The 15,587-nt window shown below is 49.1% G+C and carries 17 protein-coding genes and 1 pseudogene; 8 read left to right on the forward strand and 10 right to left on the reverse strand.

Features of this window, described 5'->3' with window-relative positions:
- Positions 1–56 precede the first annotated feature (56 nt).
- A complete protein-coding gene (gene ydfG / locus AACS80_RS11220) occupies positions 57–803 on the reverse strand; it encodes a bifunctional NADP-dependent 3-hydroxy acid dehydrogenase/3-hydroxypropionate dehydrogenase YdfG (protein ID WP_135410700.1) in 747 nt (248 codons plus the stop codon).
- A 136-nt stretch (positions 804–939) separates the two neighbouring features.
- Between ydfG and dcp the strand changes: the two genes are divergently transcribed.
- Together dcp and AACS80_RS11230 are read left to right on the forward strand one after the other, a co-directional pair.
- Entirely contained in the window at positions 940–2,985 is a 2,046-nt protein-coding gene (gene dcp, locus AACS80_RS11225) for a peptidyl-dipeptidase Dcp (RefSeq protein WP_135410701.1), read from the forward strand.
- 363 nt (positions 2,986–3,348) lie between these two features.
- Positions 3,349–4,239, forward strand: a complete 891-nt coding sequence (locus AACS80_RS11230; RefSeq protein ID WP_130260615.1) for a diguanylate cyclase — start codon at positions 3,349–3,351, stop codon at positions 4,237–4,239.
- A 114-nt stretch (positions 4,240–4,353) separates the two neighbouring features.
- On the opposite strand, the pseudogene AACS80_RS11235 reads toward AACS80_RS11230, so the two are convergent.
- The 3 genes and pseudogenes from AACS80_RS11235 to ftrA all read right to left on the reverse strand — a co-directional run bounded on the left by AACS80_RS11235 (position 4,354) and on the right by ftrA (position 5,631).
- Positions 4,354–4,457, reverse strand: a pseudogene (locus AACS80_RS11235) (hypothetical protein).
- Positions 4,457–4,552, reverse strand: coding sequence for a protein MgtS (gene mgtS, locus AACS80_RS11240; RefSeq protein WP_064529968.1), 96 nt, complete (start codon positions 4,550–4,552; stop codon positions 4,457–4,459). The pseudogene AACS80_RS11235 and the gene mgtS overlap by 1 nt, the downstream one beginning before the upstream one ends.
- A gap of 107 nt (positions 4,553–4,659) precedes the next feature.
- Positions 4,660–5,631 (reverse strand): transcriptional regulator FtrA, encoded by a 972-nt coding sequence (ftrA, locus tag AACS80_RS11245; protein ID WP_131161935.1) that lies wholly within the window; start codon positions 5,629–5,631, stop codon positions 4,660–4,662.
- A gap of 94 nt (positions 5,632–5,725) precedes the next feature.
- Here ftrA and AACS80_RS11250 point away from each other — a divergent pair, with 94 nt between their 5' ends.
- Positions 5,726–6,121 (forward strand): rhodanese-like domain-containing protein, encoded by a 396-nt coding sequence (locus AACS80_RS11250; protein ID WP_135410702.1) that lies wholly within the window; start codon positions 5,726–5,728, stop codon positions 6,119–6,121.
- Positions 6,122–6,161: 40 nt separating this feature from the next.
- Here AACS80_RS11250 and ydeE read toward each other — a convergent pair whose 3' ends face one another.
- Positions 6,162–7,349, reverse strand: a complete 1,188-nt coding sequence (ydeE, locus tag AACS80_RS11255) for an efflux MFS transporter YdeE (RefSeq protein WP_138183790.1) — start codon at positions 7,347–7,349, stop codon at positions 6,162–6,164.
- A 194-nt stretch (positions 7,350–7,543) separates the two neighbouring features.
- Here ydeE and eamA point away from each other — a divergent pair, with 194 nt between their 5' ends.
- Positions 7,544–8,443: an O-acetylserine/cysteine exporter gene (gene eamA, locus AACS80_RS11260; protein WP_130260617.1), complete on the forward strand. Its 900-nt coding sequence runs from the start codon at positions 7,544–7,546 to the stop codon at positions 8,441–8,443.
- Positions 8,444–8,473: 30 nt separating this feature from the next.
- Here the strand turns inward: eamA and marB are convergent, their stop codons facing one another.
- The 3 genes from marB to marR are packed head-to-tail and all read right to left on the reverse strand — an operon-like array spanning position 8,474 to position 9,561.
- A complete protein-coding gene (gene marB / locus AACS80_RS11265; RefSeq protein ID WP_130209257.1) occupies positions 8,474–8,692 on the reverse strand; it encodes a multiple antibiotic resistance protein MarB in 219 nt (72 codons plus the stop codon).
- A gap of 30 nt (positions 8,693–8,722) precedes the next feature.
- The gene (gene marA / locus AACS80_RS11270) at positions 8,723–9,106 is read right to left on the reverse strand and encodes an MDR efflux pump AcrAB transcriptional activator MarA (RefSeq protein WP_130209255.1); all 384 of its coding nucleotides are present in this window, start codon (positions 9,104–9,106) and stop codon (positions 8,723–8,725) included.
- Between the two features lie 20 nt (positions 9,107–9,126).
- A complete protein-coding gene (gene marR, locus AACS80_RS11275) occupies positions 9,127–9,561 on the reverse strand; it encodes a multiple antibiotic resistance transcriptional regulator MarR (protein ID WP_130209253.1) in 435 nt (144 codons plus the stop codon).
- 210 nt (positions 9,562–9,771) lie between these two features.
- Between marR and marC the strand changes: the two genes are divergently transcribed.
- A complete protein-coding gene (gene marC / locus AACS80_RS11280; RefSeq protein ID WP_130209251.1) occupies positions 9,772–10,437 on the forward strand; it encodes an NAAT family transporter MarC in 666 nt (221 codons plus the stop codon).
- Positions 10,438–10,461: 24 nt separating this feature from the next.
- Here marC and ydeA read toward each other — a convergent pair whose 3' ends face one another.
- Both ydeA and ptrR read right to left on the reverse strand, forming a co-directional pair.
- On the reverse strand, positions 10,462–11,652 hold the full coding sequence (gene ydeA / locus AACS80_RS11285) for an L-arabinose MFS transporter (protein WP_135410703.1): 1,191 nt from the start codon (positions 11,650–11,652) through the stop codon (positions 10,462–10,464).
- Between the two features lie 88 nt (positions 11,653–11,740).
- Positions 11,741–12,622: a putrescine utilization regulator PtrR gene (gene ptrR / locus AACS80_RS11290; protein WP_135410704.1), complete on the reverse strand. Its 882-nt coding sequence runs from the start codon at positions 12,620–12,622 to the stop codon at positions 11,741–11,743.
- Positions 12,623–12,722: 100 nt separating this feature from the next.
- Here ptrR and sad point away from each other — a divergent pair, with 100 nt between their 5' ends.
- The 3 genes from sad (at position 12,723) to AACS80_RS11305 (ending at position 15,460) form a co-directional block, all read left to right on the forward strand.
- Positions 12,723–14,111, forward strand: a complete 1,389-nt coding sequence (gene sad, locus AACS80_RS11295) for a succinate-semialdehyde dehydrogenase (protein WP_138183791.1) — start codon at positions 12,723–12,725, stop codon at positions 14,109–14,111.
- Between the two features lie 63 nt (positions 14,112–14,174).
- Entirely contained in the window at positions 14,175–15,101 is a 927-nt protein-coding gene (glsB, locus tag AACS80_RS11300; protein ID WP_130260621.1) for a glutaminase B, read from the forward strand.
- Positions 15,101–15,460, forward strand: a complete 360-nt coding sequence (locus AACS80_RS11305; protein ID WP_135410705.1) for a DUF4186 domain-containing protein — start codon at positions 15,101–15,103, stop codon at positions 15,458–15,460. Before glsB ends, AACS80_RS11305 begins: the two co-directional genes overlap by 1 nt.
- Positions 15,461–15,587 lie beyond the last annotated feature (127 nt).

Genomic DNA, 15,587 nt, shown 5'->3' on the forward strand with positions numbered 1-15,587 from the left:
AGTCTACCACTTTTTTGTGACAAGCAATAACCCGGCGGTGAGGCCGGGTATAAAAATTAATGCCGATGGACATTCAACCCGGCATAGCTTTGGGTAACCGGCATCATTTCCAGGGTGTTGATGTTAACGTGAGCGGGGAGAGTGGCTACCCACCAGACGGCTTCGCTGACATCTTCTGGCGTCAGCGCAACGGTATTTTGATAGGTTTTTTCTGCTTTGCCGTCATCGCCTTTAAAACGGACATTGGAAAATTCGGTGCCGCCTACCAGTCCCGGTTCGATGTCTGTGACACGTACTGCCGTACCGTGCAGATCTGTGCGTAGATTCAGGCTGAACTGACGAACAAAGGCTTTTGTCGCACCGTAGACGTTGCCACCTGCATATGGCCAGCTACCCGCCGTTGAACCAATGTTAATAATGTGACCACGATTGCGCTCAACCATGCCCGGCAGGACTGCCCGCGTCATATACACGAGGCCCTTATTGTTGGTATCAATCATGGTTTCCCAGTCTTCAACGCTCGCTTTATGTGCAGGTTCCATACCCAGCGCCAGTCCAGCATTGTTCACCAGAATATCAATCTCACTCCACTCGGCAGGAAGCAATGCCAGCATTTCTTCAATGGCGGCGCGGTTACGGACGTCCAGTTGGGCGATATACAGATTATCTCCCAGCTCGTCTTTTAACTCCTGCAACCGCTCCTGACGGCGACCAGTAGCGATAACTTTATGCCCTTGTTGAATAAAACGACGAGTAATGCATTCACCAAAACCTGCCGTTGCTCCAGTTACTAATACGATCATCTCACTGTTCCTCAACGCTTTTGTGTGTCACTAACATAGCACGTGATGCTTAAGAGCGGGTAATACTGGTTTGCAACATTGCACTCCGTTATCAGTAAGCCTACGCTATGGAACACCTCGTTTTCAGGAGTAGAAAATGTCAACGACGAATCCTTTTCTTACGCAGAGCACGCTGCCTTATATGGCGCCCCATTTTGATCAGATTGCAAATCATCACTATCGCCCGGCATTCGACGAGGGGATGCGGCAAAAGCGGGTTGAGATAGAAGCGATAGCGTTAAACCCACAGACGCCCGATTTTACTAACACTATTCTGGCTCTTGAAAAGAGCGGGGAATTACTCACACGTGTGACCAGCGTCTTCTTCGCTATGACCTCGGCGCATACCAACGATGAATTACAGCGTCTTGATGAACAGTTCTCGGCAGAACTTGCAGAACTGGCTAATGACATTTACCTGAACGGCGAATTGTTCGCTCGGGTCGATGCCATATGGCAGCGCCGTGAATCTCTGCGTCTTGATAGCGAATCTATTCGACTGGTCGAGGTGATTCATCAACGTTTTGTTCTTGCCGGGGCCAAACTTGCAGAGGCCGATAAGGCAAAATTAAAAGTGCTGAATACAGAGGCGGCGACCCTTATCAGTCAGTTTAACCAGCGGTTATTAGCGGCGAACAAATCCGGTGGGCTGGTGGTTGACGATATTGGGCAACTGGCCGGGATGAGTGAGCAAGATATTGCCCTGGCGGCGGATGCAGCGCGCGAGAAAGGTCTGGATAACAAGTGGCTTATCCCACTGCTGAATACCACCCAGCAACCGGCGCTAGCCGAACTGCGCGATCGCGCTACGCGTGAAAAACTGTTTACTGCGGGCTGGACGCGGGCAGAAAAAAATGACGCTAACGATACCCGTGCCATTATTCAACGGCTGGTGGAGATCCGCGCGCAGCAGGCGAAACTGCTTGGTTTCCCTCATTATGCTGCGTGGAAAATCGCCGACCAGATGGCAAAAACCCCCGAAGCAGCACTTAACTTCATGCGTGAAATTGTCCCGGCCGCGCGTAAGCGAGCAGACGATGAACTGTCGTCTATTCAGGCGGTTATCGAAAAGCAGCAAGGCGGATTTAGCGTCCAGCCGTGGGACTGGGCATTTTATGCCGAGCAGGTAAGACGCGAGAAATTCTGTCTCGATGAAGCGCAGCTCAAACCTTATTTCGAATTGAACACGGTGTTGAATGAGGGAGTATTCTGGACTGCTAACCAGCTTTTCGGCATTAAATTTGTCGAGCGCTTTGATATACCTGTCTATCACCCGGATGTGCGCGTATGGGAAATATTTGACCATAATGGAGTCGGGCTTGCGCTATTTTACGGTGATTTCTTTGCCCGTGATTCCAAAAGTGGCGGCGCGTGGATGGGGAATTTTGTTGAGCAATCCACGCTCAATGAAACACGTCCCGTTATTTACAATGTTTGCAATTATCAGAAACCAGCGACAGGCGAACCTGCATTGTTATTGTGGGACGATGTTATAACCTTATTCCATGAATTTGGTCATACGCTGCACGGCCTGTTTGCCAGCCAACGTTATGCGACGCTTTCTGGCACCAACACGCCGCGTGATTTCGTCGAGTTCCCTTCACAAATAAACGAACACTGGGCGACAAATCCGCAGGTATTCTCTCGCTATGCGAGGCATTACCAAACCGGAGAAACCATGCCGGAAGAGTTACAACAGAAAATGCGCAATGCCAGCCTGTTTAATAAGGGCTACGAGATGAGCGAGTTACTTAGCGCAGCACTTCTTGATATGCGCTGGCATTGTCTGGAGGAGAATGAAGCACGCCACGACGTGGACGATTTCGAACTTCGGGCGCTGGCGGCGGAAAACATGGATCTTCCCGCTGTACCGCCGCGTTATCGCAGCAGTTATTTCGCTCACATTTTTGGTGGCGGATATGCGGCGGGTTACTACGCGTATCTGTGGACGCAAATGCTGGCAGACGATGGTTATCAATGGTTTGTCGAGGAGGGTGGTTTAACGCGTGAAAATGGGCAACGTTTTCGCGACGCTATCCTTTCCAAAGGTAATAGCGAAGATTTAGAACGTTTGTATCGCCAGTGGCGAGGTAAGGCACCACAGATTACACCGATGCTGCAACATCGCGGCTTGAACGTATAATTCCCCCATATAGCACCGGGCTACATCCAGTCCGGTGCTATATTATAATATGCTGTTCATTTCTTTTTTAGTTATCCGGGATCTGCGTACATTTGCAGAAATAATTGGATTTATAATACTGCCAAAAGCCCTAATCTTTCAGGCCATTACCTTCTTCTCTTTGGCATAATCGGTATTATATCTTCTGGCTTGAATTTAACGTGTTCTGACAGATTTAATCACTTTTTTCTGTTTATTTTGTTTTAAATCACGCCGTTATATTTTTATCCATTAATTAATGTTTTTTCTATGGAATTGTTGACATAAATTTTCTTTTCTCTCGTTATAATAGAGCGCACAAGGAATTGTGAAAAAGGAGTGGCAATGATCAAGAAGACAACGGAAATCGATGCTATCTTGTTAGATCTCAATAAGGCTATCGATGCCCATTACCAGTGGCTGGTGAGTATGTTTCATAGCGTGGTAGCGAGGGATACCAGTCAGCCAGAAATTACGGATAACCATTCTTATGAACTGTGCCAGTTTGGTCGGTGGCTTGATCATCATGGACCACTCGATAGTGATGAATTACCCTACGTTCGGATAATAGATTCTACCCATCAGCATATGCATAACTGTGGCCGGGAATTAATGCTGGCTATTGTCGAAAATCGCTGGCAGGAAGTTCATTTTGACGAATTTCAGGAAGGGTTGCTTTCTTTTACCGCAGCATTAACAGATTACAAAATTTATTTGCTGACTATTCGTAGCAATATGGATGTATTGACGGGATTACCTGGCCGTCGGGTACTTGATGAATCCTTTGAGCATCAATTACGTAATGCTGAACCATTAAATCTTTATTTAATGCTGCTGGATATAGACCGATTTAAACTGGTTAATGATACCTACGGACATTTAATCGGTGATGTGGTATTACGAACCCTGGCGACTTACTTAGCCGGTTGGACGCGTGACTACGATACGGTTTATCGCTATGGTGGTGAAGAGTTTATTATTATCATCAAAGCGCAAAATGATGCTGAGGCGTGTCGTGCTGGGGTACGTATTTGTCAGTTAGTCGATAACCATGCCATAGCGCATCCTGGCGGACATATCCCAATAACAGTGACCGCTGGCGTGAGCCGCGCGTTTCCTGAAGAACCGTTGGATGTGGTTATTGGAAGGGCTGACAGAGCAATGTACGAAGGCAAGCAGACCGGAAGAAATCGCTGCATGTTTATTGACGAGCAGAGTGTGATAGCCCGAGTTTAAGCTCTGTTTAACATTCATTGAGAAAAATAATGCTACTGTGTCAAAGAACCGTTACCAGCGCAGAGAAATGCCTGATAGCGTAAAAGCAAAACACAAATCGATCCATGCAAGCATTCACCGCCGGTTTACTGGCGGTTTTTTTTTGCCGTCAGAAAATCAGGCCCCTTGCACACAACTGTAACAAGGGGCCGGTTAGGTGAGGGATTATCTCCGTTCATTAGTCATCCCATTTGTAGCTGAAATATGCGGCCAGAAAGCCAGAAAATAAAATTATTCCCAGAACAGCTATAAAAACATTCATATTACCCAACATTATTTTCCTCCGTTTATTGTGTGGTGTGTTTCCTCGCTTACCTTAATTTTCATCTCAATGAGAAAGATATTAGCAGAGATTACCTAAACAAAGGCTGAATCAGGCGGTTATTGTGATGGGGAATGGATGTTTTTACGATATTGCGAAGGGGATAATAAAAAACGTTGGTGAAAGTGATGACGCAATAACGCTGAATTGCCAAAACCCGTCAGCTCGGCAATTTTATCGATGTTAAAAGCCGAATTTTGCAGATAATCCTGAACTCGTATTAAGCGCTCATTGAGCAGCCAGCGGGCGGGCGTCATGCCGGTTAAGGCCTCAAAACGTCTCAAAAAAGTGCGCGGACTCATATTTACCCGCTCGGCGAGGGAAGACACAGTATGTGTTTGTGCCAGATTCTGCTGCAAAAAGTCGAATAATGCACCTAACGTCTGACTTTCACGCGGTGAGGCCATTGGGCGCGTCAGATTTTGTGGTTGATCCCCCTGGCGATGTGGCTGTATGACCAGCCGTCGGGCGACATTATTAGCAATCTCATGGCCAAAATCTTTGCGCACGATATGTAAACACAGATCGATCCCCGCGGCGCTTCCGGCGGAGGTCATCACTTGTCCTTCATCCTGATATAACACATTGTCACTTACGCTGATTGAAGGGTAACGGTGCTGGAGTTGTTCAGTGTAGCGCCAGTGGGTGGTCGCTTTTCGCTGGTGAAGAAGGCCCGCAGCGGCAAGGACAAACACGCCAGAGCATATCGATACCAGGCGGGTACCGCGCTGGTGTGCTTCGCGCAATGACTGACATAGCATCTCTGGCACTTTTGCATCTATTCCACGCCAGCCAGGAATAATAACCATATCGGCGTTGGGTAATAATTCCAGCCCTCCATCTGCCACCACGTGGATCCCCCCGGTGGCTTGCAGCGCACCAGGCTCTACCGCAGCAACGGCAAAACGATACCAGTTATCGCCCAGTTCCGGTCGTGGCAGGCCGAATATTTCAACGGCTACGCCAAATTCGAAAGTACATAGCCCGTCATAAGCCAGTGCAACGACCAGCGGGCGTTGTAACGTTGTCATCATTTTGCTCTTTTCTGGCATATCGGGAGGCGGTCAGTGAAAAGTAGATTGGTTACATTATTGTTAACACAACAAACCAAAAGGAAAAAGCACTATGCGTTATGTCACTGAATTTACCACAGCGAAGCCGGAAGTTGCTGAGGCGCATTTTCTCGCGCGCTTGAGTGTCGAAACAGATTGTGCCGATGTTCATGACTCTCTGGCTTATATTGGCGATGATTTCGTTTTACTTCATGTGGTTGGTCGTGAAGAGGACTTCGCGCGTCGGCATATCCCAGGCGCTCTCCATCTACCCTATAAGCAAATGACCGCAGAGAGAATGGCCGAATGGCCGGACGATACGCTATTTGTGGTGTATTGCGCGGGGCCACATTGTAATGGTGCAGACCGTGCGGCACTCAAACTGGCTCGACTCGGAAAGCCGGTTAAAATCATGCTCGGCGGGATAACCGGTTGGGAAGATGAAGGCTATGCCTTTGCCTCAGAATAATGATTAGCAAAGCCGTGCCAGTAGTGGCACGGCACGAATGTCAACAGAGTGCTGGCTGCCCCTGGGATCTGGCGTTAATACCTTTTAACATCAGCGCCCACGCGGCAATGATGACTACCGCCAGGATGATAAACAGCGAGGAAGACGGGAGAGTGGTCAGCACAACACCACTCACTAATGGATTTACCGCTGCCCCCAACCAGCCTAATGACTGGGCGGAAAAATAGCTGGCTTTCATTCCTGGCGGCGCAATATGGTCAATCAACATATACTCGCCGGGAGCATAAATAATTTCACCAACAGTAAATACCGCGGCTGAAATTCCCCACAATAGCAGGCTGTTTCCGGAAAAAATAAAACCGACCAGACCGACGACAAAACAGAGTGTGCCTACCGTCATCAGCGCGCGTATGTTGGTCGGGTTAATACGCCGCCCAACGGAATACTGCAACGTAACCACCATCGCGGCATTAACAGGCAGAACCACTGCGACTACTTTTTCAGCAAAACCACTATCCGCTATGACCATCACATATTGCGAGATACAAGAGGCAAAGGCACCGCTCACGAAAGAAGCCAGAAAGGCAGAGCAGGTGAACCACAGCAGCGCTTTATCCCGTAACAAAACCTTTGGCGACCAGACGCTGCCTGTTTCTGTAGCGATGATTTTCTCGCTGCGCTTTACCCAAATTTGAATGAAAACCATGGGAAACGCAGAGCAGATAGCTGCCAGCCAAAAGGGCAGATTGATGCTCTGCATGACCAACAGCGTGCCGAGTGGCGGGCCGACGGTCCAGCCAATATTGAGCATGGTGTAGTTGATCGAGAAGATCTTCGTTTTGCTGGTGGATGAAAGATTGTCGGCAAACCAGGCTTTCAATACAGTGGCAAAAACGGAATAGGCACAGTTGATGAGTGCGAAAAAAAGTACCACCAGCGTGACGCTGTCCACCAGGGGAATGGCAATAAAACCGCTGGCGAAGGCCGTAATTGCCAGTAACATATAGCGTTTCTTGTCGAACTTATCCGCCAGGATACCAAAACCGAGGCTAAAAACGACACCAATAGTGAGCGCAATTGTCATCGCATAACCAATGAGATCGACACCCAGACTGTACTGGCGACTCAAGTAAATAGTCATAAATGGCAGCGTGGCGCCGCGTCCGATAGTTAATAACAACGACGAGGCGAGAAGGGCGCAAGTAGAGCGTCTCAGAGATAAGTTCATTTGGCTGTCCGACAATGCATTTCGTTATGTTTTGTTTTTGAGATGTAAAGAAATAGCATGGCAAAAATCTGAAGTATAGCGACTTATTTGCCATTAATGCCGTGGTAAACGGTGATCAACGAATGAACTGTTAAAGAAAAGTAAATTCAGCTAAGTTGATTGCTGACAAAAAATGAAAATTCAGAGGCGGAAAAATGTCGCGGAAAGATGGGTTGTTGGCGCTATTAGTCGTCGTTGTATGGGGGCTTAATTTTGTGGTCATCAAAGTGGGGCTCCATAACATGCCACCGCTGATGCTGGCCGGTTTACGCTTTATGCTGGTCGCCTTCCCGGCAATCTTTTTCGTGGCGCGACCAAAAGTACCGCTGAATTTACTGCTGGGGTATGGTTTAACCATCAGTTTTGCGCAGTTTGCCTTTCTCTTTTGCGCCATTAACTTCGGTATGCCGGCAGGGCTAGCCTCGCTGGTCTTACAGGCTCAGGCGTTTTTTACTATCGTGCTCGGTGCTTTTACTTTTGGCGAACGGCTGCACGGTAAGCAACTGGCGGGGATTGCGTTAGCGATTTTTGGTGTACTGGTGTTAATCGAAGATAGCTTTAACGGTCAGCATGTGGCGATGCTCGGTTTTATTTTGACCCTGGCGGCGGCATTTAGTTGGGCGAGTGGCAATATCTTCAATAAAAAGATCATGTCTCATTCATCCCGTCCGGCAGTGATGTCTCTGGTCGTCTGGAGCGCATTAATCCCGATAATCCCGTTTTTTGTCGCCTCGCTCATTCTCGATGGCGCCGAAAAAATGATTCACAGTCTGGTCACTATCGACATGACCACCATTCTGGCGTTGATGTATCTGGCATTTGTGGCGACGATAGTTGGTTACGGGATCTGGGGTACGCTGCTTGGACGCTATGAGACATGGCGTGTCGCACCATTATCATTACTGGTGCCGGTAGTCGGTCTGGCAAGTGCAGCGTTACTGCTGGATGAACGCCTAACAGGCCTGCAATTCTTAGGGGCCGTGCTCATTATGACCGGACTGTATATCAATGTGTTTGGTTTGCGGTGGCGTAAAGCGGTGAAGGTGAGAGGCTAACAAGCCCCGATATGCCGGGGCCTGAATAAACTACATGGCGTGTTGGTTGTAATAGGGCACGCCCAGCGCATCCGATTTGTCACTGCCTGTACCCATGTGATTTAAATCGAACGGTGGTTGTTCCTGCGATGGGGGAACAATCACCACATCGCCACAGGAAGTAACGACCGGTTGCGAGGTTTGCTCCGCAAAGCTCTGCGCGGAAAACAGAATAAGCGCGGTTACCATTGCGGATAAAAGTGGTTTCATGATTGCCTCAGTGACGTTGTCACATTTTTATTAACTGTTGTAATGGTTCAATGGATGCAAATACCGCGACTCGCACTGCATATTGGTCATCCGATATTTATGTGGCGGAACATCAAAGTAATTTTTGAAGGTGCGAGTCAGCGTTTGCTGTGACTCGAAACCATAACGTTCTGCCAGATAGAGGATTGGCTCGTTGCTTTCTTTCAGCTTTTGCGCGATTTCTGTCATCTTACGGCTGCGGATGTATTGGCCTAATGAATGGCCGGTTTCTTTTTTAAACATCCGTTGCAGGTGCCATTTGGAATAACCTGAACGCTCTGACACTTTTTCCAGTGACAGTGGTGATTCCAGGTTGTCCTCGATCCAGTCCAAAATGCTATGAATGGTAATAGCGTCAGTATTGCGTCTGGACATCGTCATACCTCTTTTTTTGTTTACGGCAGGACTTTCTTGAGCAAATGCTCAAGCGTTGCCACTTCGTCCGCCGTCAGGTTTTTTGTTAATTCTTGATGCAGGTCCTGGCCAACTAATTGATGGCATTGTTCACATATTGCCGCGCCACTGCTGGTGAGTTTCACCAACACGCCGCGCTTGTCATTCGGGTTCGGCAACCGCTCAATCCAGCCTTTGCAAACCAGGCGATCCAACATGCGGGTCAGCGCGCCAAGGTCAACCGAAAGGACTTTTTTCAGCTCAACGGGAGTAATGCATGCTGCGCAGCGGATAGAGCAGAGCACTTTAAACTGTGCCGCGGTGATATCGAGCGGTGACAGATAATCGTTAAGCAGACGGTCTTTCTTCTGATTAACCATATGGATTAAGCGACCTAATGGGATGATTTCATTGAACAGGTCGCTGGTACTTTTCACAATGGTTGCCCTGGCAAGTAATTAGTTGCAGGGGATAATATTGCCCAGGCAAGTATAAGTCAAACGAATGAATCCCTCGATGCCACGATTTGCTAAATCGGTTCAAGTATTGCGCAGTGTGCTGCAAGATTAGTTAAAGAGTGAAACTTTCTCCTTGTTTACCCTTTATACTTTTCGCAGATAACTAGCGACACAGGATGGCAACCACCAATGTTAGATTTGTTTAAAGCGATAGGCCTGGGGCTGGTGGTGTTATTGCCGTTAGCTAACCCGTTAACCACCGTAGCGTTGTTTCTCGGGCTTGCGGGTAACATGAACACCGCCGAACGTAATCGTCAGTCATTAATGGCCTCGGTATATGTTTTTGCCATCTTGATGGTGGCGTACTATGCCGGACAACTGGTGATGGACACATTCGGGATTTCGATTCCCGGTCTGCGTATTGCTGGCGGCTTAATTGTCGCTTTTATTGGTTTCCGTATGCTCTTCCCCCAGCAAAAAGCGATTGACTCACCAGAGGCAAAAAGCAAATCCGAAGAGCTGGAAGATGAACCCAGTGCCAACATCGCCTTTGTTCCACTGGCAATGCCAAGTACCGCTGGACCGGGGACCATTGCGATGATCATCAGTTCGGCGTCCACAGTACGTCAGAGTTCAACCTTCGCAGACTGGGTACTGATGGTTGCGCCGCCGCTGATCTTTTTTCTGGTTGCGGTCATTTTGTGGGGAAGCCTACGTAGCTCTGGCGCAATTATGCGGCTGGTTGGCAAGGGGGGAATTGAAGCGATCTCCCGCCTGATGGGCTTCTTACTGGTGTGTATGGGAGTGCAGTTTATTATTAACGGCATCCTGGAAATCATTAAAACGTACCATTAAAAAAGGCCCGAATGGGCCTTTCAACTATTGTGTCTGTTCTTCGAGTTTCACTGGCCAGCGGCGGAATATGACGATTGACCATATTAACGCAGCGAGAGCAGGCACCGCGCCAACATAGCCAATCATCGACATCGACCAGTGAAGACTCACCTGATTACCCACCAGCGCCCCGGCGCCGATACCAATATTAAATATCCCCGAAAATAGCGCCATCGCAACGTCGGTAGCATCCGGTGCTAGCGCCAGCACTTTTACCTGCATCCCAAGGCCGATGATCATCATCGCAATCCCCCAGAAAACGCTCAGTACGCCGAGGTGCATCTCACTGTTCGCCGCAGGTAACAGTAGCGTCAGGCACACCAGCAATAACGCAATTGCCGCACTCACCAGCGTAGACGCATACTGATTGCCGAGTTTGCCGAAAATCACGCTACCAATAATGCCTGCGCCTCCGAGCATTAACAGCAATGCTGTAGCAAAATTGGCACTGAACCCAGCTACGTTTTGCACAAAAGGCTCAATATAGCTGTATGCCGTGTAATGCGCGGTAACCACCACTACCGTCAACAAATATATGCTCATCAATGCCGGGCGGCGGAACAGCTGCGGAAGACTTTTCAACGACCCGGAATGCTCGCTGGGGAGTAATGGAAGTAACTTAATCAGGCATAGCAGGGTGATAAGCGCTCCAATACCAATGGCAAAAAACGTCGTTCGCCAGCCGAAATATTGCCCCACAATTCGACCAATGGGTAAACCTAATACCATTGCCAGTGCTGTACCGGTAGCGATTAAACTCAACGCCTGCGCTCGTTTACCTGCTGGCGCCATGCGAATCGCCAGAGACGCCGTTATCGACCAGAAAATAGCATGTGCGAAAGCAACGCCGATTCGGCTGATCACCAGAACGGTAAAGCTCCACGATAAAAATGACAGCACATGGCTGGCAATAAACACCACAAACAGGCAGATCAGCAATTTGCGGCGTTCAACCTGACTGGTCATTAGCATAAAAGGCAATGACATTAGCGCTACTACCCATGCATAAATGGTCAACATGATGCCGACCTGAGCAGTTTGCATGTGAAAACTTTGCGCAATGTCAGAAAGCAGGCCAACAGGGACAAATTCGGTAGTATTGAAGATGAAGGCGGCTACTGCCAGCGTAACTACCCGTAGCCACGCCACTTTGCGGGAAACAGTGTTTGTTGTCATAACAGATTATCGGGTGAGTTGCGAAAAGGTGATGAAATGATCTTAAAACGGTTAATGATGTGAATACAATGACTTTGTGATCCACATCTCATTTTGCCGCTTCATGCTGTTCCAGCGATGTGTCAAGCAGTTCAATAAACGCCTCAAGCTGACGAGTCTTCGCGCCACGACGCCAGACCAGCCATGTCGTTAACCAACGCCATTGCTCACCTAATGGCCAGGCTTCAACCTGATGATGCCCCGGCATACTTTCCAGCATGGAACGAGGAATAAGCGCAATTCCCGCTCCGGCGATTACACAGGCCAGCATACCGTGATATGACTCCATCTCATGAATTGTCCCCGGCGCTGCGCCGTCGGCATGAAACCAGCTCTCAAAGTGGCGGCGATACGAGCAGTTAGCGCGGAAGGCATAGATATTACAACCATTAACCTGACTGGCGCGGGTAACGGGAGTATGTCCTTGCGGCGTAACGATCATCAACTCCTCGCGGTACACCGGCATCCCGTCAATGGCTGTATGGTTAATCGGACCATCAATAAATGCCGCATTCAGTTTTCCCTCAAGTACACCGTCCAGCATAGTTCCGGAAGGGCCAGTGGAAAGGGAAAACTTAATTTTAGGATAACGACGGTTAAATTCTGCCAGTGTAGCTGGGATGCGTACCGCTGCGGTGCTTTCCAGCGAACCGAGAGAAAACAAGCCTTGTGGCTCATCGCCAGCAACAACATTTCGCGCTTCGTCGACCAACGCGAGAATTTGTTGGCTATAGCGCAAAAAATTATGCCCGGCAGGAGAAAGACGTAAACGCTGATTCTCGCGAATAAACAGTTCCACGCCGAGTTCTGTTTCCAGCTGGCGGATACGGGTAGTCAGGTTAGATGGCACACGATGCACTTTTGCTGCCGCCTGGGTAATGCTGCCAGCCTCGGCAACGGCGTTAAACATCTCCAGCTGGGTCAGATCCATAGCATTCTCGATTCGTGAACAAGTGACTTAATATTATTCATTTTAACGAAAGAGTAAATCTGCGTATCTTCACACCATAACTCACGAAGGAGATACCCGAATGACCATTACTCCGCTTACCCATGCTATTTCAATAAATCCAGCCAATGGCGAACAACTTTCTGCACTGCCGTGGGCTGGCGCTGACGATATTGAACACGCACTTCGGCTTGCAGCGGCAGGCTTTCGCGACTGGCGCGTAACAAACGTAGATTATCGCGCAGAAAAACTGCGTGATCTCGGTAAGGCTTTGCGCGCCCGTAGCGAAGAGATGGCGCAAATGATCACTCGAGAAATGGGGAAACCGATCAAACAGGCGCGTGCCGAAGTGGCGAAATCAGCAAACTTGTGCGACTGGTATGCAGAGCATGGTCCGGCAATGCTGAAGAGCGAACCTACGCAGGTAGAAAATCAGCAAGCGGTTATTGAATATCGTCCTATGGGGACGATCCTGGCGATTATGCCGTGGAACTTTCCGTTATGGCAGGTGATGCGAGGGGCTGTTCCCATTATCCTGGCAGGTAACGGTTATTTGCTTAAGCATGCGCCAAATGTGATGGGCTGTGCACAGTTAATTGCTCAGGTCTTTAACGATGCAGGTATCCCACAAGGCGTATATGGCTGGTTGAATGCCGACAATGACGGTGTAAGCCAGATGATTAAAGACCCGCGCATTGCTGCGGTTACAGTCACCGGAAGTGTCCGTGCGGGAGCAGCCATTGGCGCGCAGGCTGGGGCGGCGCTGAAAAAATGTGTGCTTGAATTGGGCGGTTCCGACCCATTTATTGTGCTTAACGATGCCGATCTGGACCTGGCCGTGAAAGCCGCGGTTGCCGGACGTTATCAGAATACCGGGCAGGTTTGTGCAGCAGCAAAACGCTTTATCATCGAAGAGGGGATTGCCTCTGCATTTACCGAACGTTTTGTGGCGGCGGTATCGGCGTTGAAAATGGGCGATCCGAGTCATGAGGATAACGACCTCGGGCCGATGGCGCGTTTCGATTTGCGTGATGAGCTACATCATCAGGTTGAAAAATCACTGACACAGGGCGCCCGTCTGTTACTCGGAGGGGAAAAGGTAGCTGGCGCAGGAAACTACTATCCGGCAACGGTTCTCGCAGACGTCACGCCAGAAATGACCGCGTTTCGTGAAGAGTTGTTTGGACCCGTCGCGGCAATCACCATTGCGAAAGATGCTGAACATGCGCTTAAACTGGCTAATGACAGCGAGTTTGGACTTTCTGCAACCATTATTACCTCTGATGAAGCACTGGCGAAACAAATGGCAGCACGTCTGGAATGTGGAGGGGTGTTTATCAATGGTTTCAGCGCCAGTGATGCACGGGTAGCGTTTGGCGGTGTGAAGAAGAGCGGCTTTGGTCGTGAGCTTTCCCATTTTGGGTTACATGAGTTCTGTAATATCCAGACGGTATGGAAAGACCGGATCTGACGTCACATATTTAGCTCTGTTATACTCGCAGGTCTTTTCAGACCTGCGAGCAAGGAGCAGAGAGTGGCAGTCGCCATGGATAATGCAATTTTAGAAAACATCTTGCGGCAAGTACGACCGCTAATTGGTCGGGGGAAAGTCGCGGATTATATTCCGGCACTGGCAACGGTAGAGGGTTCCCGACTGGGCATTGCTATCTGTACCGTTGACGGGCAGCTTTTTCAGGCCGGAGACGCGCAAGAGCGTTTTTCAATTCAGTCTATTTCCAAAGTGCTCAGTCTCGTTGTTGCAATGCGTCATTACTCCGAAGAAGAGATTTGGCAACGTGTAGGCAAGGATCCGTCGGGATCGCCATTCAATTCTCTGGTGCAACTGGAAATGGAGCAGGGTATTCCACGAAATCCTTTTATTAATGCCGGTGCGTTGGTGGTCTGCGACATGTTGCAAGGGCGATTAAGCGCCCCACGGCAACGTATGCTGGAAGTGGTGCGTGGACTAAGCGGCGTGTCTGATATTGCATACGATACGGTGGTAGCGCGTTCAGAGTTCGAGCATTCTGCGAGAAATGCGGCGATAGCCTGGCTGATGAAGTCGTTTGGCAATTTCCATCATGATGTGACAACAGTACTGCAAAACTACTTTCACTACTGTGCACTAAAAATGAGCTGCGTTGAGCTGGCCCGAACGTTTGTCTTTCTGGCAAATCAGGGGAAGGCTATTCATATCGATGAGCCGGTGGTAACGCCAATGCAGGCGCGACAAATTAACGCGCTGATGGCAACCAGTGGTATGTACCAGAACGCGGGCGAGTTTGCCTGGCGGGTGGGACTTCCGGCGAAATCTGGCGTTGGTGGCGGTATTGTGGCGATCGTCCCACATGAAATGGCCATTGCGGTCTGGAGTCCGGAACTGGATGACGCAGGTAACTCTCTTGCCGGTATTGCAGTACTTGAACAATTGACGAAACAATTAGGACGCTCGGTTTACTAATGCTGTCTCTTGATCCACTCTTCGCGCGTTTATCCCGTTCAAAATTTCGCTCCCGCTTTCGTTTAGGCGTGAAGGAGCGTCAGTATTGTCTGGAGAAGGGCGCGCCGGTTATCGAACAACATGCGGCGGATTTTGTCGCTAAACGTCTTGCCCCGGCCTTACCGGCGAACGATGGCAAGCAAACTCCGATGCGCGGGCATCCGGTGTTTATTGCCCAGCATGCTACAGCAACATGTTGTCGCGGCTGTCTGGCTAAGTGGCACAACATTCCGCAGGGTGTTTCGTTAAGTGAGGAACAACAACGTTATATTGTGACGGTTATCTACCACTGGCTGGTTATTCAGATGAATCAGCCATAAGAATGTCAGATTTCGACAAAGCCGTATCGGATTAATATCTTTATTTGTCACCGCTGCCAGTGAACATGCTATCCTTTATGAGAATTTACTTATTGCGTTAAAATAATTGCAGTCTGCAATTGTATGG

It is taken from the genome of Escherichia sp. E4385, assembly GCF_963883145.1.
Classification (GTDB): domain Bacteria; phylum Pseudomonadota; class Gammaproteobacteria; order Enterobacterales; family Enterobacteriaceae; genus Escherichia.

Bases quoted from the DNA above. Each gene is read 5' to 3' on its own strand.
- ydfG (WP_135410700.1), bottom strand. From the start codon at position 803: ATGATCGTATTAGTAACTGGAGCAACGGCAGGTTTTGGTGAATGCATT.
- dcp (WP_135410701.1), top strand. From the start codon at position 940: ATGTCAACGACGAATCCTTTTCTTACGCAGAGCACGCTGCCTTATATG.
- AACS80_RS11230 (WP_130260615.1), top strand. From the start codon at position 3,349: ATGATCAAGAAGACAACGGAAATCGATGCTATCTTGTTAGATCTCAAT.
- mgtS (WP_064529968.1), bottom strand. From the start codon at position 4,552: ATGTTGGGTAATATGAATGTTTTTATAGCTGTTCTGGGAATAATTTTA.
- ftrA (WP_131161935.1), bottom strand. From the start codon at position 5,631: ATGACAACGTTACAACGCCCGCTGGTCGTTGCACTGGCTTATGACGGG.
- AACS80_RS11250 (WP_135410702.1), top strand. From the start codon at position 5,726: ATGCGTTATGTCACTGAATTTACCACAGCGAAGCCGGAAGTTGCTGAG.
- ydeE (WP_138183790.1), bottom strand. From the start codon at position 7,349: ATGAACTTATCTCTGAGACGCTCTACTTGCGCCCTTCTCGCCTCGTCG.
- eamA (WP_130260617.1), top strand. From the start codon at position 7,544: ATGTCGCGGAAAGATGGGTTGTTGGCGCTATTAGTCGTCGTTGTATGG.
- marB (WP_130209257.1), bottom strand. From the start codon at position 8,692: ATGAAACCACTTTTATCCGCAATGGTAACCGCGCTTATTCTGTTTTCC.
- marA (WP_130209255.1), bottom strand. From the start codon at position 9,106: ATGTCCAGACGCAATACTGACGCTATTACCATTCATAGCATTTTGGAC.
- marC (WP_130209251.1), top strand. From the start codon at position 9,772: ATGTTAGATTTGTTTAAAGCGATAGGCCTGGGGCTGGTGGTGTTATTG.
- ydeA (WP_135410703.1), bottom strand. From the start codon at position 11,652: ATGACAACAAACACTGTTTCCCGCAAAGTGGCGTGGCTACGGGTAGTT.
- ptrR (WP_135410704.1), bottom strand. From the start codon at position 12,622: ATGGATCTGACCCAGCTGGAGATGTTTAACGCCGTTGCCGAGGCTGGC.
- sad (WP_138183791.1), top strand. From the start codon at position 12,723: ATGACCATTACTCCGCTTACCCATGCTATTTCAATAAATCCAGCCAAT.
- AACS80_RS11305 (WP_135410705.1), top strand. From the start codon at position 15,101: ATGCTGTCTCTTGATCCACTCTTCGCGCGTTTATCCCGTTCAAAATTT.